Origin of the sequence: Streptomyces roseoverticillatus, from assembly GCF_000719265.1 — a bacterium.
In the GTDB taxonomy this organism is placed as follows: Bacteria; Actinomycetota; Actinomycetes; order Streptomycetales; family Streptomycetaceae; genus Streptomyces; species Streptomyces roseoverticillatus.
In genome coordinates, this window is sequence record NZ_JOFL01000041.1 from 1 (window position 1) to 21,030 (window position 21,030).

Genomic DNA, 21,030 nt, shown 5'->3' on the forward strand with positions numbered 1-21,030 from the left:
CCCGCCCCCGGACCCCGGACGCACCGGCAGCCGCCGACGCCTCCTGCTCCGCGACCAGCTCCTGCCCCCGCTCCAGCACCCCCTCCGGCAGCCGCACCGCCCCCGAAGCCAGCGCCACGAGATCCACCCGCGCCCCCAGCTCCTCCGCGAACCGCTCCAGCCGCTCCCGGTCCTCCCCCGACCGCATGTCGACCAGCGCCACCACCACGTACCGCTCCCGCGGGAACCCCGCGTGCAGCGCCGCGATCGTGTTCAGCACCGTCCGCCCCGTGGAGAACTCGTCGTCCACCAGCACCAGCGGCCCGTCCCCGGCGAAGAACCCCGGGTCCTCCGGCAGCAGCAGGTGCGACGTCGCGTGGCTGTGCTCCTCCTCGAAGCCCCCGACCGCCGCGACCCCCGCCACGGCCCGCCGCGTCGAGTGCAGGTACGGCGCGAGCCCCACCCCGTCCGCGACCGCGTGCCCCAGCCCCGTGGCCGTCTCCGCGTACCCCAGCACGACGGCCCGCGCCGCCTCCGCGTCACCGAGCAGTTCCCGGACCCGGCGCCCGAGCCCGGCCCCGGCCTCGTACACGACCGCCGGAGCCGCCGGCACGTGCTTGCCCAGCACGTTCGAGACGAGCAGATGCGCCCGCTTGGGGTTGCGCCGCAGCGCCAGCCCCAGAAGCCCTGGCAGCCGCGCGTCACCGTCCAGGGAGACGCCGAGCCGCTCGGCAACCCACGCTCCGGTCCACACCCCGCTCACGCGCCCGCTCACGCGCCCGCCCGGACACTCGCCGCCAGCAGTTCCACAAAGCTCACGTCCTCCCGCGCGACGCCGAACACCTCGGCGCGCAGCATGATCCGCTGGGCCCAGGCCCGGTGCGGCTTCACTTCGTTCATCTTGTTCGTGTAGGCGGACCGCAGCACTCCGCCGCCGTCCCGCTCAGGCCGCAGGATGTCCTGCGCGTCGCTGAACTCCTCGTGGCTGACCACGGACAGGGCGTGTACGGGGGCGACGTGCGAGGGGTGGATGCACGTCTTGCCCTGGAGCCCGTTCGCCCGGTCGAGCTGGATCTCGCGCAGGAGCCCGTCCATGTCGTGCTCGATGAGCGCGGTGCGCAGCTCCTCCGCGGGACCGGCGAAGGGCGTCCGCCGCAGCTGCGGCTTGAACATCCGCTCGTGCTGTCTGAAGTACTCCCACACGGGCCCGGTCACGGTGAACCCGCTGCCGTCGGCGCGCCCGAGCACGTTCACGACATCGGCGATCACGGAAGCGACGAGCTGGACGTCGTACGCGGTCATGTCGGGCGCGCGGCGCAGCCCGTACGCGGAGCAGAAGTCGGTGACGCCGAGCCGGAGGGCGAGCACCCGGTCGCGGTACTTGTCGACGGTGCGGGAGATCCCGGCGAGGGTCTCGCGCCGCGTCTCCAGGTGGAGCAGTTCGGGGGACTCCAGCACCGGCATGGCGAACAGCCGCTGCCCGCACTCGGCTTCGGCTTCGGTGAGGGCCTCCAGGAAGGGCACGCCGCGGTCCTCGGTGAACTTCGGCAGGACGAAGCCGGAGAGCAGCCGGCCGGCGGGCCCGAGCCGCCGTACGAGGTCGGTGATCTGTGCGGGCTCGCGCACGCGGATGAACAGCAGCGGGGCCGGGGCACCGGCCCGGTCCAGTTCGGCGAACTGCCGGACGAGGTTCTCCTCGGCGGCGACGACGTCGTGGTCGCCTATGGAGTCCTCCAGGCAGAGGACCATGGACACGACCCCCCGCTCGGTCTGCTTGACGACGTCCGCCGCGAGGGAGGGCCGCGTGCCGGGAGCGTAGAGCGTGGCGCCGAGGGCGACGGAGAGCGTGCGGGCCGGGGAACCGGCGTCGAAGGCGACCGGCTCCTGGTGGAACAGCCCATTCCGCACTGAGGGCGCAAGGTGTTCGAAATGCCTCATTACTCTCCCCGTGGCCACACCCCGCGCGCAGGCTCGTCCAGGCGCAGAGGTGGCCGATTATCGTACGTCCGGCGACGGGTCAAGAGTTCCCCAAGTGCATGAAAATCTAGGGCCCCGTATGAGTCGCCGGAATGTCGGAGCGGGGAGTCCGCGGGTACGTCATGTGCCGGTTTCGTGATCGTCGGCACCGTCGCCGACCCCTGCGTTGTCCCCCGGAGCCGTGGGAGGGCAGGATTGCGGACATGACGCACGCCATGCTGAAGGGGTCGAACATCCCGCTGGACGCCCGCGCCGTGCGGGCCGTACTGCGCTGGACCCCCGGCCCGGGCGTCCCGGACGTGGATGCCTCCGCCCTGCTCGTGGGCGAGAACGGCCGCGTCCGCTCGGACGAGGACTTCGTCTTCTACAACCAGCCCCGGCACCCCTCCGGCGCGGTCCGCCACCTGCCGAAGAAGCGACTGGTCGAGGGCTTGACCGATGCGATCGAGACCGACCTCGGCACGCTGGAGCCGTCCGTGCACCGCGTCGTGCTGGCCGCCTCCGCGGACGGGGGCGACTTCGGCCGGGTGCGGGACCTGTGCGTGCTGCTCTACGACGCCGTGGCGGTCCCCGCGGGGCAGAGCGGCGAGCCGCTCGCGCTGTTCGAGGTCCAGCCGGAGACCGGCTCGGAAACCGCCATGATCTGCGGCGAGCTGTACCGCCGCGGGGAGGGCTGGAAGTTCCGGGCCCTGGGGCAGGGCTACGCGTCGGGGCTGGTCGGACTGGCCACGGAGTTCGGCATCTCGGTGGACGAGTCCGAGGAGACGGGCGGCGCGGGCGGCGCCGGGGAGGCGCCCATCCAGGCGGCGGCCCCGGCGCCCGCCCAGGCGCCCGAGGAGGCGCCCGCCGCCGCGGCCACGGGCGCGCAGGTGCCCGGCCCGGCGCCCGAGCCGGCGCCGCAGCCGCAGCCGCAGCCGGGGTACGGATACCCCCCGCCGCCTCCCGCGCCGCCCACGGTGCCGCCGGCGACGCCCCAGCCCCAGCCCGCGTACGGCTATCCGCACCAGCCCGCGCCCACGGGCGCGCCCGCCTACGGCTATCCGCAGTACCGGCCCGCGCCGGACCCGTCGTTCAGGCTGCCGCCGCAGGGGCCGCAGTTCCTGCCGAACCGCTGACAGCGCCGCACCGCAGCACCATCCCGGGGGCCCGCGCCCGCACCGCCCTCGCCGGCCGCGGCGTGACGGCCTCCGCGCAGGAGGCTGTCACACCTTCGTCTTGTATCCCCTCCCCCACTGCAGCCCCCACCCGTACAGCCGGTCCAGCTCCGCCTGGAACCCGTACACGTATTTCATCTCGCGCCGCAGCACGATCTCGCCCTTGACGTTCTCCAGCATCACCACGGCGCACGACCGCGCCTCCGGTGCGCGCTCGGCGAGCGCGATCTCGATCCGGGGCCCGTTGCCGGGGTAGAGCGTCACGAGGGCGTGCGTACGGTCGAACGCCGGGGTGCCGTCATAGATGTAGACGAAGATCAGCAGCCGTTTGAAGTCGGCGCGGTGGTCCATGTTGATGTAGATCGTCTCACCCGACCCCGACCCGAAGCGGTCGTCACCGCTCAGCTGGACGTACGGCGGCGAGTTGATGCTGCCCAGTATGTTGCCGAGGGGCTGCACCACGCCTTTGGAGCCGTCCTGGAGCTCGTACAGACAGGCGAGGTCGAGGTCCACGTTGACCATGGCCGGGCCCTGCGCCTGCACCATCTCGGGCCGGAATTTCCGCATGGGGTGCCGTAGCCCCTGGCCCAGCCCGGCCCTGTCGCCGAAGTCCGAGGTGCGCATCCGCCAGGAGAGGTTGACGCGCAGGTTTCCGGTGACCGCTCCCTGTTTGGTGAGGGAGAACGAGGGATGACGCTTGGTCAGCTCGACGGCGCCGTTGACCCCGCCGAAGTCGAGCTGCTGCGCGGCCGCGCGCCCCCAATTGCTGAAGAACCTGTCCCAGACCGCCATGACCGACGAACCCCCCATCCTTTTCTGGCGCATTTCCCGCTCAACTGCCGCGGGGCGGCCGTGAGGTGAGCCTCACGACCGCCCCGCTGAGAGCGTTCCTCAAATGTGCCAGGGTCACACCCCGGAAGCGACCTCCGGCTTGGCGCCGGAGCCGTCTCCGGACTCCGCCTCCTTGCGGTTGCGCAGCACAGAGGACAGGAACGACAGCCCGATGAGGAGCACGCCGATGAGACCCGTGACGACCTCGGGGATCTCATACTTGATGCTGATCAGCAGGATGGCGGCGAGGGCGCCGATGGCGTAGTGCGCGCCGTGCTCCAGATAGACGTAGTCGTCCAGGGTCCCCTTGCGGACGAGGAAGACCGTCAGGGACCGGATGTACATGGCGCCGATGCCGAGACCGAGGGCCATCACGAAGATGTCGTTGGTGATGGCGAAGGCGCCGATGACACCGTCGAAGGAGAAGGACGCGTCGATGACCTCCAGGTAGAGGAACATGAAGAAGGCGGCCTTGCCGGCGAGGCCGACGACCGAGCCGCCGCCCTTCTTCGCACCGGCGGGCACCGCGTCCTCCACGGCCCCGTCCTCGCCCTCCTCGTCTTCCTCGGCCTCTTCCAGGCGGTTCTCGAAGAAGTCGGAGATTCCGCCGACGATCAGGTAGGTGACGAGGCCGCCGATTCCGGCGAGCAGGACCGTGGTGGCCTTGTCGATCGTGCCCTCACCGTCGTGCACCGGAACGGCGGTGGCGAAGGTGGTGGCGGCGATGATCAGCACGACCAGGGAAACGACGACGGAGAGGGTGTCCAGCTTGCCGAGCTTGGCGAGCGGCTTCTCCAGCCAGGCGAGCCACTTGATGTCCCGGTCCTCGAAGATGAAGTCCAGGAAGATCATCAGGAGGAACATGCCGCCGAAGGCGGCGATGGCCGGGTGGGCGCTGGTGACGAGGGCTTCGTAGCGATCGTGGTCCTGAATCGCGACCCTGACCGCCTCGATCGGTCCCAGCTTCGCCGTGATGGCGACGATGACGACCGGGAAGACGAGCCTCATGCCGAAGACGGCGATGAGGATGCCCACGGTCAGGAACATCTTCTGCCAGAACGGGTTCATCTTCCGGAGGATTCCGGCATTGATGACCGCGTTGTCGAACGAGAGCGAGATCTCGAGGACGGACAGTATCGCGACGATCGCGAGCCCCTGCCACCCCCAGAGGACACCGGCCAGGGCCAGTCCGGCCGCCGTGATGGCGAACGACCAGCCAAAGGTTTTCAGGAGCACTGGCTACCCAATCCTTCGTTATGGGGTTTCCCCCGCGCCGTGCGCGGCTTTACGAAACGTTGACCCCGAAGTCTAGGGCGATGCCGCGCAGGCCTGATGCGTACCCCTGCCCGACCGCTCGGAACTTCCACTCGCCTCCGTAGCGGTACACCTCGCCGAAGATCATCGCCGTCTCGCTGGAGGCGTCCTCGCTGAGGTCGTAGCGGGCGAGCTCGGAGCCGTCGGCCTGGTTGACGACGCGGATGTAGGCGTTGCTGACCTGGCCGAAGCTCTGGCCGCGGACATCGGCGTCGTGGATGCTCACCGGGAAGACGATCTTGTCGCAGGCGGCGGGGACCTTGGTCAGGTCGACCAGGATCGTCTCGTCGTCGCCGTCGCCCTCACCGGTGAGGTTGTCGCCAGTGTGTTCGACGGAGCCCTCGGGGCTCTTGAGGTTGTTGTAGAAGACGAAGTACTCGTCGCCGAGCACACGGCCCGTGGCGCACAGCAGGGCGCTGGCGTCGAGGTCGAAGGGGGCTCCGGTGGTGGAGCGCGCGTCCCAGCCGAGACCGACGGTCACGTTGGTGAGGTTGGGTGCGGCCTTGGAGAGGGAGACATTGCCTCCCTTGGCGAGCGTGACGCCCATGATCTTGTTTCCTCCCCGAGTCGAGATCCGGCGCCCGGGCTTGCCGCGGGGCGCCGGTGCGCGTCCGGCGCCGCACTCCCGCGGGGGCGGGGGTGCGGCGCCGGACGCGGACGGCCTGCCTGATCAGACGTTGACGCCGAAGTCCTGGGCGATGCCGCGCAGGCCCGAGGCGTAGCCCTGGCCGATGGCGCGGAACTTCCACTCGGCGCCGTGGCGGTAGAGCTCGCCGAAGACCATGGCGGTCTCGGTCGAGGCGTCCTCGCTGAGGTCGTAGCGGGCCAGCTCGGTGTTGTCGGCCTGGTTCACGACGCGGATGTAGGCGTTGCGCACCTGGCCGAAGCTCTGCTGCCGCGACTCGGCCTCGTAGATCGAGACCGGGAAGACGATCTTGGCGACGTCGGCGGGCACACCGGCCAGGTTGACCTTGATGACCTCGTCGTCGCCCTCGCCCTCACCGGTGAGGTTGTCACCCTGGTGCTCGACAGAGCCGTCGGGGCTCTTGAGGTTGTTGAAGAAGACGAAGTTCTGGTCGTTGGCGACCTTGCCCTGGTCGTTCGTCAGCAGCGCGCTGGCGTCCAGGTCGAAGTCCGTACCGGTGGTGGTACGGGCGTCCCAGCCGAGACCGACGATGACCGCGGTCAGGTTGGGGGCCGCCTTGGTCAGCGAGACGTTGCCGCCCTTGCTGAGACTGACTCCCACGAGTCCTCCATTGGTTTTCGAGGGGCCAGGAGTCTCACCTGCGCCCCCGTTGTGCGATGGCAACCGGTCAACGTCTGGATCCTAGTGACCGGTTCCCGGCGATGGCATGGTTCTCGGCGCGGATGGCTCCGCACCCGGCGGCGCGGCCGGCTCAGAGAGCGGCGAGCGCCTTGGTGTACTCGTCCAGGTCGCGCGCGTCGGGCAGGCCGTTGACGACCGTCCAGCGCACGACGCCTTCCTTGTCGATGATGAAGGTGCCGCGCACCGCGCAGCCCTTCTCCTCGTCGAAGACGCCGTAGTCGCGGCTGACGTTGCCGTGCGGCCAGAAGTCGGAGAGCAGCGGGTAGGTGAGGCCCTCCTGCTCGGCGAAGACGCGCAGCGAGAACGGGGCGTCGTTGGAGACGGCCAGCAGCTGCACGTCGTCGTTGACGAACTTCGGCAGCTCGTCGCGCAGGGCGCACAGCTCGCCGGTGCACACGCCGGTGAAGGCGAAGGGGTAGAAGAGCAGGACTACGTTCTTCTCGCCGCGGAAGTCGGAGAGCCGGACGGTCTCGCCGTGCTGGTTCCGCAGCTCGAAGTCCGGAGCCTTGGTGCCGACCTCGATCGCCATGTTCGAAATCCTTCTTCTCGGCAGGGCCGGTCCGCGAGGCCTGCCCGGCCCCGGCCACCGGCGGGTAGGCCGCCAGTGTGTCACCGAGCCCCCCGGGGGACGCACGGAGCCCCCCGGGCAGCGGACTGCCGGGGGGCTCGGTGCGGGTGTCGGGGCGCCTGCCCTGGGCTAGCGCTTGGGGGCGGCCAGGCGGGTGCCGGTCCAGTCCTTGGCCACGCTGATGCTCTTGGTCTGCGAGAGACCGGCGGTCTGCGAGGCGTCCTGGATGTCGCTCGGCTCGATGTAGCCGTCGCGGCCCGTCTTGGGCGTCAGCAGCCAGATGTTGCCGCCGTCCTCAAGCAGGCCGATGGCGTCCACCAGCGCGTCCGTGAGGTCCCCGTCCTCATCCCGGAACCACAGCAGGACGACGTCGGCCACGTCGTCATATTCCTCGTCGACGAGGTCCTGGCCGATGAGGGACTCAATACCTTCACGGAGATCATGATCGACGTCGTCGTCGTAGCCGATCTCCTGGACCACCTGTCCGGGCTCGAAACCCAGCCTTCCGGCCGGATTGGTCCGCTCCTCCGCGTGGTCCGCGGTCGCGCTCACGGATTTCCTCCTGTCATCCTTCGAGACGTTGCATTCGGCTCGCGCGTACGCGAAACGATGGGCGTAGTCCACACGTGACGGACGGATCGCGCAAGTACCCGGCCATCGAGACCGCCGAAACGTTGACGGACGCGGACGTCCTGTGGCAACTCCAACCCTGAGGCTGGAGGGGAGAGTGATTCACCACACAGAACTTTGCCCCTTTTGCGAAGTTACTCCATGTGATTCCACGGAGCGACCCCGAACAGCCGTACACGGGGAACCCCCTTTGGGGGCGTAAGGTTGCGATTTGGCCGCCCCGGGCGACCAACAAACGCTGCTTCGTCTCACCCGTGGTGGTTACCGCCCAGTAGAGATGACGTTTCCGCCGCCGCGGTCCACGATGGGAGCCGGCGCCAGATAAGCAGCCCCATATTTGACCGCGTGCGCAGCAACACCGCGTGCAGAGCACGACCACGACCGACAGCGAAGGAACAGCGTGGCTTCCGGATCCGATCGCAACCCGATCATCATTGGCGGCCTTCCCAGCCAGGTCCCGGACTTCGATCCCGAAGAGACCCAGGAGTGGCTCGACTCGCTCGACGCAGCCGTCGATGAGCGAGGCCGGGAACGTGCCCGCTACCTCATGCTTCGCCTGATCGAGCGGGCTCGCGAGAAGCGCGTCGCCGTGCCCGAGATGCGCAGCACGGACTACGTCAACACGATCGCGACCAAGGACGAGCCGTTCTTCCCCGGCAACGAGGAGATCGAGCGCAAGGTCCTGAACGCGACCCGCTGGAACGCGGCCGTGATGGTTTCCCGGGCGCAGCGCCCGGGCATCGGCGTCGGCGGCCACATCGCCACCTTCGCCTCCTCCGCCTCGCTGTACGACGTGGGCTTCAACCACTTCTTCCGCGGCAAGGACGAGGGCGACGGCGGCGACCAGATCTTCTTCCAGGGTCACGCCTCCCCCGGCATCTACGCCCGCGCGTTCCTGCTGGACCGGCTCTCCGAGCGGAACCTGGACTCGTTCCGCCAGGAGAAGTCCAAGGCCCCCTACGGCCTGTCGAGCTACCCGCACCCGCGCCTCATGCCGGACTTCTGGGAGTTCCCGACCGTCTCGATGGGCCTCGGCCCCCTCGGTGCGATCTACCAGGCCCGCATGAACCGCTACATGGAGGCGCGCGGCATCGCCGACACCTCCAAGTCGCACGTCTGGGCGTTCCTCGGTGACGGCGAGATGGACGAGCCGGAGTCGCTCGGCCAGCTGTCCATCGCCGCCCGTGAGGGCCTGGACAACCTGACCTTCGTCGTCAACTGCAACCTGCAGCGCCTCGACGGCCCGGTCCGCGGCAACGGCAAGGTCATGCAGGAGCTGGAGTCGCAGTTCCGCGGCGCCGGCTGGAACGTGATCAAGCTGGTCTGGGACCGCTCCTGGGACCCGCTGCTGGCCCAGGACCGGGACGGCATCCTGGTCAACAAGCTCAACAGCACTCCGGACGGCCAGTTCCAGACGTACGCCACCGAGACCGGTGCGTACATCCGCGACCACTTCTTCGGCGACGACCACCGTCTCCGCAAGATGGTCGAGGGCATGACCGACGACCAGATCCTGCACCTGGGCCGCGGCGGTCACGACCACAAGAAGATCTACGCGGCGTACGCGGCGGCCAAGGCCCACAAGGGCCAGCCGACCGTGATCCTCGCGCAGACCGTCAAGGGCTGGACCCTGGGTCCGAACTTCGAGGGCCGCAACGCGACCCACCAGATGAAGAAGCTCACGGTCGAGGACCTCAAGCGCTTCCGCGACCGCCTCCACATCCCGATCGCCGACAAGGAGCTGGAGTCCGGCCTGCCGCCGTACTACCACCCGGGTCGCGACTCGGAGGAGATCCAGTACATGCACGACCGCCGCAACGCGCTCGGCGGATACGTGCCGACCCGCGTCGACCGGTCGAAGCCGCTGGCCCTCCCGGACGACAAGGTCTACGCGACCGCCAAGAAGGGCTCGGGCCAGCAGTCGATCGCCACCACCATGGCGTTCGTCCGCATCCTGAAGGACCTCATGCGGGACAAGGAGATCGGCAAGCGCTTCGTGCTGATCGCCCCCGACGAGTACCGCACCTTCGGCATGGACGCGTTCTTCCCGTCGGCCAAGATCTACAACCCGCTCGGCCAGCAGTACGAGTCCGTGGACCGCGAGCTGCTGCTCGCGTACAAGGAGTCGCCGACCGGCCAGATGCTGCACGACGGCATCTCCGAGGCGGGCTGCACGGCCTCGCTGATCGCGGCGGGCTCCGCCTACGCGACGCACGGCGAGCCGCTGATCCCGGTCTACGTCTTCTACTCGATGTTCGGCTTCCAGCGCACGGGTGACCAGTTCTGGCAGATGGCCGACCAGCTGTCGCGCGGCTTCGTGCTCGGCGCCACCGCGGGCCGCACCACCCTGACGGGTGAGGGTCTGCAGCACGCCGACGGCCACTCGCAGCTGCTGGCGTCCACCAACCCGGGCGTCGTCTCCTACGACCCCGCGTTCGGCTTCGAGATGGCGCACATCGTCAAGGACGGTCTGCGGAGGATGTACGGCGAGAACGCCGAGAACGTCTTCTACTACCTGACCGTCTACAACGAGCCGATCCAGCACCCGGCCGAGCCGGCGGACGTGGACGCCGACGGCATCCTCAAGGGTCTGTACCGCTTCTCGCAGGGTGAGAAGGGCGCGATCCCGGCCCAGATCCTCGCCTCGGGCGTGGCGGTGCCGTGGGCGATCGAGGCCCAGAAGATCCTCGCCGAGGAGTGGGACGTCAAGGCGGACGTCTGGTCGGCCACCTCCTGGAACGAGCTCCGCAGGGACGCGATCGAGGCCGAGGAGCACAACCTCCTGCACCCGGAGGAGGAGCTCCGCGTCCCGTACGTGACGCAGAAGCTCCAGGGCGCCGAGGGCCCGTTCGTGGCCGTCTCCGACTGGATGCGTGCCGTGCCGGACCAGATCTCGCGCTGGGTGCCGGGTGCGTACCAGTCGCTGGGTGCGGACGGCTTCGGCTTCGCCGACACGCGTGGCGCCGCCCGTCGCTTCTTCCACATCGACGCCCAGTCGATCGTCCTGGCCGTGCTCACCGAGCTCGCCAAGCAGGGGAAGGTCGACCGCTCGCTGCTGAAGCAGGCGGTGGACCGCTACCAGCTGCTGGACGTCACGGCTGCCGACCCGGGCGCGGCCGGCGGCGACGCGTAGTCGCTCCGGAGCGACGCGTAGTCGCTCCGGCTCATCCCTACTGCCGCCGCCCCCGGCCAGCTCTGCTGGCCGGGGGCGGCGGCAGTTTTCGGTGAGCTAGTGCTCCCACACCTTGTACGCCCGGACGACGTACGGGCTCTCCGGGACCCATGTCCCCGAGGGGTACGTCGAGAACTCACCCGTCTCCGCGCACGTAGCGCTCTGATACGTAGTAACAGGGCGCCCCGTGCGGTTGGCGAGGGCCGCCGCGCTGCCGCCCGCCGGTAAGGTCACGCAATCCTCGATGCCGATGTCCGCGAGCTCGCTCGTACTGCGCGTCCCGCGGAAGCCGGTCTTCGTCCACAGGCACAGTTGCCCGGCGGCGCAGGGGCCGAGCCGCTCCCTGCCCGCCGCGGCGGCCGCGCCGGCCGTGGGCGCGCAGAGCAGGGCCAGCGCGGCGGACGCGGTGACGGCGGCGGCGACGGTGCGGATCGTACGCATGAACATCACTCCCTGTGTCGGTGCTGTCGCACACCGCATCCTGACGGGAGTGACGGACGCTGCCAAGAGGGCCCCGCGGTGCGGGGCCCTGATAGGGGAAGGCGTGCGTCCGGGTCAGATGTGGGCCGCGCCGGACGCCGCCTCGGGGTTCGATCCGCGCTTGGTGAACAGCGCGACCAGGGCGGCACAGGCCGCGACGACGCCCGCAACGGTGAAGGACAGGTTCATCCCTGACACGAAAGTGTCATGCGCGACGTCCGTGATCTTCCCCGCCAGCTCCGGCGGCGCCCCGGGCGGCACCGGCGCCACGCCGACCGCGACGGCGTCCGCCGCCCCGGCCGCCTGCTGCGGCGTGCCGGCGGGCAGCCCCGCCTCCGCCCACTTGCCGGGCAGGGTGTCGTCGACGCGGGCGGCCATGACGGCGCCGAGGACGGCCGTCCCGAGCGAGCCTCCCACCTGCATGGCGGCCTGCTGCAGGCCGCCCGCGACGCCGGCGTGCTCCAGCGGGGCGTTGCCGACGATGACTTCGGTGGCGCCGACCATGACCGGGGCGAGGCCGAGGCCGAAGAGGGCGAACCACACCGACATCACGCCCGTGCCGGACCCGGCTTCGAGGCGGGCCATGCCGAAGCAGGCGGCGGTGGTCAGCAGCATGCCCGCGACCAGCGGGATCCGCGGCCCCACGCGGGTGATGAGCGCGCCCGCGGCGGGCGAGCCGACGATCATCATGCCGGTGAGCGGCAGCAGGTGCAGGCCCGAGTCGACGGGACTCATGCCGTGCACGTTCTGCAAGTAGAAGGTGACGAAGAACAGGCCGCCGATGAAGGCGAACGCCATCAGCAACATCAGGACGGTGCCGGCGGTCAGCGGCACGGAGCGGAAGAGCCGCAGCGGCAGCAGCGGTTCGCGGGCCCTGGCCTCCCAGAAGGCGAAGAGGAGGAGGGCGAGGGCCGCGCCCGCCAGGAACAGCAGCGTCTTCGCGTCCCCCCAGCCCCAGTCACGGGCCTTGATCAGCGCCCAGACGAGGCAGAACATCCCGGCCGAGAGCAGGCCGATGCCGGGGAGGTCGAAGGAGCGCGGGGCGTGGGCGGCCCGGTGGTCCCTGAGGATGGTGAGGCCGAGGACGAGGGCGACGACGCCGACCGGCACGTTGATGAAGAACACCGACTGCCAGTTGACGTGTTCGACGAGGACGCCGCCGAGGATGGGGCCGCCGGCGGTCGAGGCGCCGATCACCATGCCCCAGATGCCGACGGCCATGTTGAGCTTGCCGGCCGGGAAGGTGGCGCGCAGCAGGCCGAGCGCGGCCGGCATCAGCAGCGCGCCGCAGAGTCCCTGCAGGACCCGGAAGACGACGACGGCCGACACGCTGCCGGAGAGCGCGATGGCTCCGGAGGCGACGGCGAAACCGGTGGTACCTATGAGGAAGGTCAGCCGGTGACCGAACCGGTCACCCAGCTTGCCCGCGGTGATGAGCGCGACCGCGAGGGCGAGGAGGTAGCTGTTGGTTATCCACTGGACATCGGCGAGCGAGGCGTGGAGGTCATCCCGGATGACGGGATTCGCGACGGCGACGATCGTGCCGTCGAGCGCGACCATCATCACGCCTATCGCCACGGTAACGAGGGTCAGCCAGGGGTGGCCGCGGAGCCCCTTGCGGGAACCGAGGTCCGGCTGCGCCTCGGCGACAGCGGTCTGAGACGTCATGCGGAGAATTATGTCAGTGCCTGCCAATTGGCCGTCGACCGCATGCGCCGGTGTCTGCCATATCTCCGGATGGCTATCCTGAGCAGCACAAACGTGGCGGAGGAGAGACGATCCATGCACGCGATCGAGGGTGCGGCGGCCCGCCCGGCGGCGCCGTCCGGGCTGCGCGAGCGGAAGAAGCGGCGCACGCGGGACACCCTGATCCGGTCCGCCCTGGAGCTGTTCGCCCGCAAGGGCTACGAGCGCACCACCGTCGACGAGATCGCCGAGGCCGCGGAGGTCTCCCAGCGCACCTTCTTCCGCTACTTCGCGAACAAGGAGGAGGTCGCGCTGGCGATGCAGACCGCCGTCGACGCCCTCTTCCTCGCCACGCTGCGCTCCCGGCCCGCCGCCGAGGCCCCCTTGCCCGCCCTGCGCGGGGCCGTCCTCGGCACGTGGGACGGCGCGCGCGCCGTCATCGAGGCGGTCGTGCCGCTGGAGCTGCACCTGTGCACGTACCGGCTGATCGAGTCGACGCCCCAGCTGCTGGCGGCGCGGCTGCGCGCGCTCTCGGAGGTGGAGGAGCGACTGGCCCTGGAGATCGCCCGGCGCGAGGGGCTGGATCCGCGGGCCGACCCCCGGCCGCACGTCCTGGTGGCCGCGTTCGGCGGGGTGATGCGCGTCACGACGCGGGCCTGGGGCGAGCGCGGTGAGGGCGGTCTGGACGATCTCCGGGAGCTCACCGTGGCCTATCTGGACCAGCTCGGCCCGGCATTGGCGGAAAACTGGCGCGCTTGATCGAGAAAACCACGCTTGTGCCCAATTCGCCCCACTCAAACGTGAGATAGCTCACGGACTCCTCAGTCGCCGCCGGGTTTCTCCTAGGGTGTTTCGCGGTGACTTCCTTCCCGGAGCTCGGCTCCCCCTCCTCCGTACCGTGGACGACCACGGCCACCGTGTGGCGCGCACTGCTCGCCCTGGCCGTGGTCTTCGTGATGCTCGGCACGACCGGCTGGACGGCCGTCAGAAGCCACAAGGCGGCCGGGGACGCCCGTACGGTCTCGCTCAGCGCCTGGCTGCACGGCTCCGTGGCGGGCCGCCCGCTGCCGGCCCCCGGGACGGCCTCCGACACCGTGGCCCGCTTCTTCGCCTCCCTCACCGGCGCCCAGCAGACGCGGCTCGCCGACGAGTACCCCCTCGTCGTCGGCAACCTCAACGGCGCCCCGCCCGCCCTGCGCTACCGCGCCAACCGCGCCGCCCTCGACCAGGCCCGCGCCGTCGAGAAGCGCCGCAGCCACGCGAGCGGCCTCAGCCCCGTCGGCCGCCGGGAAGCGCTGCGCCGCATGCACCGCTTCGAGTCCCTGCGGGAGGACGGGCGGCAGATCCTCGCCTTCGACCCCACCGGCGACGGCCGGGTCGCGGAGGTCATCGGCGACCTCGACCAGGCCCGGCGGGTCTCCGTCGTCGTCCCCGGCGTCGACACCAACCTGCTCACCTTCGAGAAGTCCCAGCGCTCCTACAGCGCCCCCGTCGGCATGGCCCGCTCCCTCTACGCCGCCGAGCGCAAGACCGCCCCCGGCACCCGCACGGCCGTCATCGCCTGGGCCGACTACACCTCGCCCGCCGGCGTCGGCATGGACGCCGCCACCGGCAAGCTCGCCGCCGAGGGCGCGCTGCGGCTGCGCGCCGCGGTCCGCGCGCTGCCCGGCGACTCCCGGGTCGCCCTCGTCTGCCACAGCTACGGCTCGGTGGTGTGCGGCGTCGCCGCGCGCGACCTGTCCCCGCGCGTCACCGACGTCGCCGTCGCCGGCAGCCCCGGGCTGCGCGCCGACCACGTCTCCGAGCTGCGGACCAGCGCCCGGATATGGGCCATGCGCGACCCGGACGACTGGATCCAGGGCGTGCCCCACCTGGAGGTCGGCGGCCTCGGCCACGGCGCCGACCCCGTCTCGCAGGGCTTCGGGGCGCGCGTGATGTCCGCCCGCGGCGCGGAGGGCCACGCCGGCTACTTCGAGCCCGGCACGACGAGCCTCGCCAACTTCGCGGGCATCGGCGTCGGCGCGCCGGCGACGGTCAGCTGCGCCGACGACAGCACGTCCTGCACCGAAGGCGCGTAGCGCCGTAGGCGGCACGTACGGTCCGGGGCGCCCTCCCAATGCCGCCGGACCCTCGCCGCGGGGGCTGATCACCGCGACGGCGGAACCTTCTTCTGCCGGGGCAGACACCTTCCTTCCGCCGCAACGGCGAAGCACCACGACGCCGTAGCCCGGCGGTGCCGGACCGGGCTCGGGCGTACGTGAGGGCAACGCGCGTAGCAACCCGCTCCCCGCAGGGGGACGCGTGGGCAGGGGCCGCATACGATGACGGGCATGGGTGATGTGCTGACGGGTTTCCACACCGTCTGGGAGTTCGACACCGACTCCGTGCTCATCCGCTTCGAACGGGGGATCCGCACGCCGAAGCTGCTCCAGGCGCTCGGTGAGCGACGCATCCCCTACGAGGCGCTCGCGGCCGTCGAACTGGCCCCGGGAAAGCGCGGGACGGTGGTGCTGCGCGCGGTGCCGAGACCGGGCGCCGATCCGCTGATGGACGTCGCGGACGGCCAGCTCAAGGAGAGCACCGACCCGTACCGGCTGGTGCTGCCCGAGCAGCGCGACGCCCTCGCCGAGTACTACGCCGACGAGATACGGGCCGCCCTCGGCCCGGACGCGGCCGATCCCGCCCTGCGCCCGCTCGTCGCGGCGCCCGCTCCCCCGCCGTCCTTCAAGGCCTACGACGGCAAGGCCTCCTTCGACGGCCGGTCCGTCGCCTTCCGCTGGTTCTGGACGGGCGCCTCGTCCGCCAAGTGGAAGGCCGGCGACCAGCGCTTCGCCGTCGAGGAGCTGTCGGGCGTCGAGTGGCGCTCCCCCGAGCTCGCCGGCGGCTATCTGCGGCTCGTGCCGCGCGGCGGCGAGGACCAGCAGCCCGGCCAGGCCGACCAGGATCCGGCGGCCGTCGTCTTCGGCATGGGCTACGGCCTGCTGCACGAGTCGCTGCCCTTCGGCGCGGCCGTCCTCGAAGCGGTCCGCGCCGCGGCCCCCAGCGTGCCGGCCGCGCGCGTGCCGGCCGCCCGCCCGGACCCGGGCGGCATCGCCGACCGCATCCGCCACCTGGGCGCGCTGCACGACGCGGGGCTCCTGACCGACGACGAGTTCAGCGCGAAGAAGGCCCAGCTCCTGGCCGAGCTGTGACCGGGCCCCTGCTACCGGTGCTACCCGGGTATGACCCGCAAGCCCCCACCACGGTGTGACGACCGCGCGCGGGCCGCGGCCTAGGGTGAGGGGGTCATGCCCCAGTCACTCCCCGCCCCCCTCGCCCTGGCACGTGCCTACCTGATCGACGTCTGCACACCCGCCGGGCCGCCCGTGCCGCTGGGCGGCCGGTCGCGCCGCCGCTGGGTGCGGAAGCTGCCCTACGTGGTCGCCGCGCTCTTCACCGCCCTGCTGCTGCCGCTGACCGCCAACGTGCTGGCGAACGAGTACGGCCTGGGCTTCGGCCTCGCGCTGTCCCTCGCCGTCGCCCAGGCCGTGCCGCTGCTCGTCGCCGTCCGCAGGCCCCTGCTCGCCTGGGCGATCGCCTTCGCGGCGAGCGTCGCCGCGGCGGCGGCCCTGCTCTCCGAGCCGGTGAACCACGACTGGACCTGGCCGTGGCCGCCCCCGACCGTCATCGGCATGCTGCTGTTGCTGCTCGCGGTCGGCATGCGCGAGCGGCGCCCGACGCTCGTCGCCGTCTGGCTGGCCACCGGCGTCGCGGGCGCGGTCCTGCGGAGCGTGTCGCCCGAGCGCAGCTCCAGCAACGTCTGGATCACGCTGTTCGTCGTCGGCGGCATGCTGATGCTGCTCGCCGGGGCGCTGCGCGAGCGCGGGGACGCGCGGCGGGCGCTCGCCGAGCAGGAGACGATCAGCGAGGCCGAGCGGGCCCGGCGCACCCTGCTGGAGGAGCGCACGCGCATCGCCCGCGAGCTGCACGACGTCGTCGCCCACCACATGTCGGTGATCACCGTGCAGGCGGACAGCGCCCCGTACCGGCTCGCGGGCCTGCCGGAGGAGGCGCGCGAGGAGTTCGGCACGATCGCCGCGACGGCGCGGGAGTCGCTGACCGAGATGCGGCGGCTGCTGGGGGTGCTGCGCAGCGAGGACGCCTCCGGCGCGGGCGGCGCCGAGCGGGCGCCGCAGCCGGGCGTGGCCCGGATCCCGCAGCTGGTCGAGGCGACCGTGCGCTCCGGGCTGCCGGTGGAGCTGGCCATGCCGGATCCGCTGCCGGAGGCGGTGCCGCAGACCGTGGACCTCTCCGCGTACCGCATCGTGCAGGAGGCCCTGGCCAATGTCGTCCGGCACGCGCCGGGCGCGGCCACGCGGGTGTCGGTGTCGGCCGGCGACGCCGGCACGGGCCTTATGGTGCTGGTCGTCAATGCCGCCGCGGCCGACCGGGACGCCCGGCCGGTGGAGACCGGCGGCACGGGCCACGGTCTGGTCGGCATGCGGGAGCGGGTCCGGCTGGTCGGCGGCACGCTCGACACCGGCCCACTGCCGGACGGCGGCTTCCGCGTCGCGGCCCGGCTCCCGTTCACGACCGCTCCGGATGAAGACGAAGAGGACTCCGTTTCGCCATGACCATCAAGGTGATCATCGTCGACGACCAGGCCATGGTGCGGGCGGGCTTCGCCGCGCTGCTGGCCGCCCAGCCCGACATCGACGTCGTCGGCGACGCGGCGGACGGGAAGCAGGGCGTGGACGTCAGCCGCCGCACCCACCCGGACGTCGTGCTGATGGACGTCCGGATGCCGGAGATGGACGGGCTGGAGGCGGCGCGGCGGCTCCTCTCCCCGCCGCCCGGTGTGACGCACCGTCCGAAAGTCCTGATGCTGACGACCTTCGACGTCGACGACTACGTCTACGAGGCGCTGCGCGCGGGCGCGTCGGGCTTCCTGCTCAAGGACGCGCCGCCCGCGGACCTGATCTCGGCCGTGCGGGTCGTGGCCGCCGGGGAGGCCCTGCTGGCCCCGTCCGTGACGCGCCGTCTGATCGCGGACTTCGCCAGGCAGCGCCCGGCGCCGCGCAAGGGCGGCCCGGCGCTGCGGCTGAACGGGCTCACCCCGCGCGAGACCGAGGTCCTGGAGCTCATCGCCCGCGGGCTGTCCAACCAGGAGATCGCGGCCGCCCTGGTGCTGGCCGAGCAGACCGTCAAGACGCACATCGGCAGGGTCCTGGCCAAGCTGGACCTGCGCGACCGCGCCCAGGCGGTGATCTTCGCCTACGAGTCGGGGCTGGTGGCTCCGGGCGGGCGGTGAGGTGACGGCGCGTCATCCGCGCCGCCACCGGAGGGCCCGTCCCCCGCGGGCCCGTTACTCGCGGGCTGTTGCTCGCGGGCCCGTTACCCGTGGTCCGTCATTCGCGGCCGGCCGAGGTGAACGACATGTCGGCGTAGCGGCCGCCCGCGACCTTGTCCGCGATCGGCTCCAGGGCCGCGAGCTCGTCCGCCGTGAGGGTGATGCGGGTCGCGCCCGCGTTCTCCTCCAGGCGGGAGCGGCGGCGCGTGCCCGGGATCGGAACGACCGTCAGGCCGTGCACCTGCGCCTGCTGCTGGAGCCAGGCCAGGGCCACCTGGCCCAGGGAGGCGCCGCGCTCCTGCGCGATCTCCCGGACCGGCTCCAGCAGCGCCGCGTTCGCCGCCGCGTTGCCGCCCGTGAAGCGGGGCATGGTGCGGCGGAAGTCGTCGCCCGACAGCTCCTCGGCCTGCACGAAGGAGCCGGTCAGGAAGCCCCGGCCGAGCGGGGAGTAGGGCACGAGGGCGACGCCCAGCTCCCGCGCCGCCGGCACCACGTGGGCCTCGATGTCGCGGCTGAACAGCGACCACTCCGACTGCACGGCGGCGATCGGGTGCACGGCCTGCGCGGCGCGCAGCTCGCCGCCGGTGACCTCGCTGAGGCCCAGGTGCTTGACCTTGCCCTCGGCCACGAGCTCGGCCATGGCGCCGACCGTCTCCTCGATGGGGACGTTCACGTCGCGCCGGTGCATGTAGTAGAGGTCGATCTCGTCGACGCCGAGCCGCCGCAGGCTGGCCTCGACGGCCCGGCGGATGTACGGGCGGTCGTTGCGGATCGTCCGGACCTGCGGGTTCTCCGGGTCTATCGAAAGGGCGAACTTGGTGGCCAGGACGACCTGGTCGCGGTGGGCCCGGATGAAGGGCGCGATGAACTTCTCGTTCTCGCCGGCGCCGTAGACGTCGGCCGTGTCGTAGAGGGTGACGCCCAGTTCGAGCGCCCGCTCCAGCGTCGCTCTCGCCTCCCCCTCGTCGGTCGTCGGGCCGTAGGCGAAGCTCATGCCCATGCAGCCGAGCCCCTGCACGCCCACCTCGGGGCCGCCGGTGCCGAGCGTCGCGGTGGCTATCTTGTCGTTGCTGTTGCTCATCAGTACTTCAGGGCCCCTTCGGCCGCCTCGGCCCGGCGCCGGGCGTCGGCATAGATGTCGATCTTGTAGTCGAGCACTTCAAGGGTGCTCCGCAGCTCCGCGATGCGCTTCCGGACGTCCTCGCGGTGCGCGGTCAGCAGCTCTTCCCGCTCCGCCATCGTGTGCTCGCCCTCGCGGACGAGCCGTGCGTAACGGACCATGTCCGCCACCGGCATGCCGGTCAGCCGGAGCCGTCCCACCAGGTCCAGCCAGTCCAGGTCCCGGTCGGTGTAACGGCGCTGACCGGTGTGCGAGCGGTCCACGTGCGGCATCAGCCCGATCCGCTCGTACCAGCGCAGCGTGTGCACCGACAGCCCCGTGCAGCCCGCCACTTCGCTGATCGTGTACCGCTCGCGCCCCACCGGGCGGCCGTGCCGCTGCTGTTCGAGCACGGTGCACACGATGTCCGGCGGTGTCGTCGTCCCTACCGGCACGCTGTCCAAGACGGTCATGGAGCCTTCCCCCTGTTCGCGGGCGTTCGAAGTCGTTGCCCTTGCGATCACCCCAACGCTAGAGAGCTGGAGCGCACTCCAGGCAAGCGAAGACTTGGGGGAATCTTGGCCGGGGCGGGCGGCCGGCGGCCCCGGGATAGGCTCGGATCCATGGAGAGCCTGCGGATGATCGAGAACTGGCCGGTGGACACCGCTGCGGCGGCGGTCGTACGGGCCGACGGCACGACGGCGGGCACGCACGGGCCGGCCGGGCATCGCTTCCCGCTGGCCTCCGTCACCAAACCGCTCGCCGCCTACGCCGCACTCGTCGCCGTCGAGGAGGGCGCGGTCGAGCTGGACGAGCCGGCCGGGCCCGCGGGGTCGACGGTCCGCCACCTCCTCGCCCACACCTCCGGGCTGGCCTTCGACGAGCACCGGGCGATGGCCGAGCCGGGCACGCGGCGGCTCTACTCCAACGCCGGCTTCGACGTCCTCGGCGACCACATCGCCAAGGCCACGGACATCCCCTTCGCGGACTACCTGCGGGAGGCGGTGCTGGAGCCGCTCGGGATGACGGCGACGGACCTCCCGGGCTCACCCGCCAAGGACGGCGTCTCGACCGTCTCCGACCTGGTGCGGTTCGCCGCGGAACTGCAGGCGCCGCAACTGCTGTCGCCGGAGACCGTGGCGGAGGCCACCTCGGTGGCCTTCCCCGGCCTGACCGGCATCCTCCCGGGCTACGGGCACCAGCGGCCCAACGACTGGGGCCTCGGCTTCGAGATCCGCGACGGCAAGTCCCCGCACTGGACGGGCGCGTCGTCCTCGCCCCGCACGTACGGGCACTTCGGGCAGTCGGGCACGTTCCTGTGGGTGGACCCCGCCGCGGGCGCGGCGTGCGTCGCGCTGACGGACCGGGCGTTCGGGCCGTGGGCGATCGAGGTGTGGCCGGCGCTGACGGACGCGGTCCTGGCCGAACTTTCGTAGGCGCTACCGCGCGGTGTCCTCAAACGCCGGACGGGCTGATTTTTTCGG

General features: G+C 71.3%; 20 protein-coding genes. 8 read left to right on the forward strand and 12 right to left on the reverse strand.

The window, feature by feature from the left end; translation table 11 throughout:
* Together IF61_RS0130960 and IF61_RS0130965 are read right to left on the reverse strand one after the other, a co-directional pair.
* Positions 1-754: phosphoribosyltransferase domain-containing protein (locus IF61_RS0130960; protein WP_211264961.1), on the reverse strand; the 754-nt coding region annotated here is incomplete at its 3' end.
* Positions 751-1,917, reverse strand: coding sequence for an HpcH/HpaI aldolase/citrate lyase family protein (locus IF61_RS0130965; protein ID WP_030369877.1), 1,167 nt, complete (start codon positions 1,915-1,917; stop codon positions 751-753). The genes IF61_RS0130965 and IF61_RS0130960, both read right to left, overlap by 4 nt.
* A gap of 242 nt (positions 1,918-2,159) precedes the next feature.
* On the opposite strand from IF61_RS0130965, the gene IF61_RS0130970 reads away from it, so the two are divergent.
* On the forward strand, positions 2,160-3,071 hold the full coding sequence (locus tag IF61_RS0130970; protein ID WP_030369878.1) for a TerD family protein: 912 nt from the start codon (positions 2,160-2,162) through the stop codon (positions 3,069-3,071).
* A gap of 87 nt (positions 3,072-3,158) precedes the next feature.
* Here IF61_RS0130970 and IF61_RS0130975 read toward each other — a convergent pair whose 3' ends face one another.
* The 6 genes from IF61_RS0130975 to IF61_RS0131000 all read right to left on the reverse strand — a co-directional run bounded on the left by IF61_RS0130975 (position 3,159) and on the right by IF61_RS0131000 (position 7,702).
* Complete coding sequence (locus IF61_RS0130975) at positions 3,159-3,902, reverse strand: TerD family protein (protein WP_030369879.1); 744 nt, start codon at positions 3,900-3,902, stop codon at positions 3,159-3,161.
* A gap of 114 nt (positions 3,903-4,016) precedes the next feature.
* Positions 4,017-5,177 carry a DUF475 domain-containing protein gene (locus IF61_RS0130980; RefSeq protein WP_030369880.1) on the reverse strand — a complete coding sequence of 387 codons (1,161 nt, stop codon included), beginning with the start codon at positions 5,175-5,177 and terminating at the stop codon, positions 4,017-4,019.
* A 49-nt stretch (positions 5,178-5,226) separates the two neighbouring features.
* Positions 5,227-5,802: a TerD family protein gene (locus tag IF61_RS0130985; protein WP_030369881.1), complete on the reverse strand. Its 576-nt coding sequence runs from the start codon at positions 5,800-5,802 to the stop codon at positions 5,227-5,229.
* A gap of 123 nt (positions 5,803-5,925) precedes the next feature.
* Positions 5,926-6,501: a TerD family protein gene (locus IF61_RS0130990; RefSeq protein ID WP_030369882.1), complete on the reverse strand. Its 576-nt coding sequence runs from the start codon at positions 6,499-6,501 to the stop codon at positions 5,926-5,928.
* Between the two features lie 151 nt (positions 6,502-6,652).
* On the reverse strand, positions 6,653-7,111 hold the full coding sequence (locus IF61_RS0130995) for a peroxiredoxin (protein WP_030369883.1): 459 nt from the start codon (positions 7,109-7,111) through the stop codon (positions 6,653-6,655).
* 168 nt (positions 7,112-7,279) lie between these two features.
* Positions 7,280-7,702 carry a DUF3052 domain-containing protein gene (locus tag IF61_RS0131000; RefSeq protein ID WP_030369884.1) on the reverse strand — a complete coding sequence of 141 codons (423 nt, stop codon included), beginning with the start codon at positions 7,700-7,702 and terminating at the stop codon, positions 7,280-7,282.
* A 478-nt stretch (positions 7,703-8,180) separates the two neighbouring features.
* Between IF61_RS0131000 and aceE the strand changes: the two genes are divergently transcribed.
* Entirely contained in the window at positions 8,181-10,913 is a 2,733-nt protein-coding gene (gene aceE, locus IF61_RS0131005) for a pyruvate dehydrogenase (acetyl-transferring), homodimeric type (RefSeq protein ID WP_030369885.1), read from the forward strand.
* Positions 10,914-11,009: 96 nt separating this feature from the next.
* On the opposite strand, the gene IF61_RS0131010 is transcribed toward aceE, so the two are convergent.
* On the reverse strand, positions 11,010-11,393 hold the full coding sequence (locus IF61_RS0131010) for a peptidase inhibitor family I36 protein (protein ID WP_030369886.1): 384 nt from the start codon (positions 11,391-11,393) through the stop codon (positions 11,010-11,012).
* Positions 11,394-11,507: 114 nt separating this feature from the next.
* Positions 11,508-13,100 (reverse strand): MFS transporter, encoded by a 1,593-nt coding sequence (locus IF61_RS0131015; protein WP_030369887.1) that lies wholly within the window; start codon positions 13,098-13,100, stop codon positions 11,508-11,510.
* A 114-nt stretch (positions 13,101-13,214) separates the two neighbouring features.
* On the opposite strand from IF61_RS0131015, the gene IF61_RS0131020 reads away from it, so the two are divergent.
* From IF61_RS0131020 to IF61_RS0131040, 5 genes are all read left to right on the forward strand, one after another.
* On the forward strand, positions 13,215-13,877 hold the full coding sequence (locus IF61_RS0131020) for a TetR/AcrR family transcriptional regulator (protein ID WP_030369888.1): 663 nt from the start codon (positions 13,215-13,217) through the stop codon (positions 13,875-13,877).
* A gap of 98 nt (positions 13,878-13,975) precedes the next feature.
* Complete coding sequence (locus tag IF61_RS0131025; RefSeq protein WP_030369889.1) at positions 13,976-15,196, forward strand: alpha/beta hydrolase; 1,221 nt, start codon at positions 13,976-13,978, stop codon at positions 15,194-15,196.
* Between the two features lie 252 nt (positions 15,197-15,448).
* The gene (locus IF61_RS0131030) at positions 15,449-16,309 is read left to right on the forward strand and encodes a DUF4429 domain-containing protein (protein WP_030369890.1); all 861 of its coding nucleotides are present in this window, start codon (positions 15,449-15,451) and stop codon (positions 16,307-16,309) included.
* Positions 16,310-16,405: 96 nt separating this feature from the next.
* The gene (locus IF61_RS0131035) at positions 16,406-17,731 is read left to right on the forward strand and encodes a sensor histidine kinase (protein ID WP_030369891.1); all 1,326 of its coding nucleotides are present in this window, start codon (positions 16,406-16,408) and stop codon (positions 17,729-17,731) included.
* Positions 17,728-18,408 (forward strand): response regulator, encoded by a 681-nt coding sequence (locus IF61_RS0131040; protein WP_030369892.1) that lies wholly within the window; start codon positions 17,728-17,730, stop codon positions 18,406-18,408. Before IF61_RS0131035 ends, IF61_RS0131040 begins: the two co-directional genes overlap by 4 nt.
* A 97-nt stretch (positions 18,409-18,505) precedes the next feature.
* Here the strand turns inward: IF61_RS0131040 and IF61_RS0131045 are convergent, their stop codons facing one another.
* Both IF61_RS0131045 and IF61_RS0131050 read right to left on the reverse strand, forming a co-directional pair.
* Positions 18,506-19,528, reverse strand: a complete 1,023-nt coding sequence (locus tag IF61_RS0131045; RefSeq protein WP_030369893.1) for an aldo/keto reductase — start codon at positions 19,526-19,528, stop codon at positions 18,506-18,508.
* On the reverse strand, positions 19,528-20,019 hold the full coding sequence (locus IF61_RS0131050) for a MerR family transcriptional regulator (RefSeq protein WP_043191567.1): 492 nt from the start codon (positions 20,017-20,019) through the stop codon (positions 19,528-19,530). The genes IF61_RS0131045 and IF61_RS0131050 overlap by 1 nt, the downstream gene beginning before the upstream one ends.
* A 150-nt stretch (positions 20,020-20,169) precedes the next feature.
* On the opposite strand from IF61_RS0131050, the gene IF61_RS0131055 reads away from it, so the two are divergent.
* A complete protein-coding gene (locus IF61_RS0131055; protein ID WP_030369895.1) occupies positions 20,170-20,982 on the forward strand; it encodes a serine hydrolase domain-containing protein in 813 nt (270 codons plus the stop codon).
* Positions 20,983-21,030: the final 48 nt, after the last annotated feature.

Coding starts and splice junctions, on each gene's coding strand:
- IF61_RS0130965 (WP_030369877.1), bottom strand. CDS start 1,917: ATGAGGCATTTCGAACACCTTGCGCCCTCAGTGCGGAATGGGCTGTTC.
- IF61_RS0130970 (WP_030369878.1), top strand. CDS start 2,160: ATGACGCACGCCATGCTGAAGGGGTCGAACATCCCGCTGGACGCCCGC.
- IF61_RS0130975 (WP_030369879.1), bottom strand. CDS start 3,902: ATGGCGGTCTGGGACAGGTTCTTCAGCAATTGGGGGCGCGCGGCCGCG.
- IF61_RS0130985 (WP_030369881.1), bottom strand. CDS start 5,802: ATGGGCGTCACGCTCGCCAAGGGAGGCAATGTCTCCCTCTCCAAGGCC.
- IF61_RS0130995 (WP_030369883.1), bottom strand. CDS start 7,111: ATGGCGATCGAGGTCGGCACCAAGGCTCCGGACTTCGAGCTGCGGAAC.
- IF61_RS0131010 (WP_030369886.1), bottom strand. CDS start 11,393: ATGCGTACGATCCGCACCGTCGCCGCCGCCGTCACCGCGTCCGCCGCG.
- IF61_RS0131015 (WP_030369887.1), bottom strand. CDS start 13,100: ATGACGTCTCAGACCGCTGTCGCCGAGGCGCAGCCGGACCTCGGTTCC.
- IF61_RS0131020 (WP_030369888.1), top strand. CDS start 13,215: ATGCACGCGATCGAGGGTGCGGCGGCCCGCCCGGCGGCGCCGTCCGGG.
- IF61_RS0131030 (WP_030369890.1), top strand. CDS start 15,449: ATGGGTGATGTGCTGACGGGTTTCCACACCGTCTGGGAGTTCGACACC.
- IF61_RS0131035 (WP_030369891.1), top strand. CDS start 16,406: ATGCCCCAGTCACTCCCCGCCCCCCTCGCCCTGGCACGTGCCTACCTG.
- IF61_RS0131040 (WP_030369892.1), top strand. CDS start 17,728: ATGACCATCAAGGTGATCATCGTCGACGACCAGGCCATGGTGCGGGCG.
- IF61_RS0131045 (WP_030369893.1), bottom strand. CDS start 19,528: ATGAGCAACAGCAACGACAAGATAGCCACCGCGACGCTCGGCACCGGC.
- IF61_RS0131050 (WP_043191567.1), bottom strand. CDS start 20,019: ATGACCGTCTTGGACAGCGTGCCGGTAGGGACGACGACACCGCCGGAC.
- IF61_RS0131055 (WP_030369895.1), top strand. CDS start 20,170: ATGGAGAGCCTGCGGATGATCGAGAACTGGCCGGTGGACACCGCTGCG.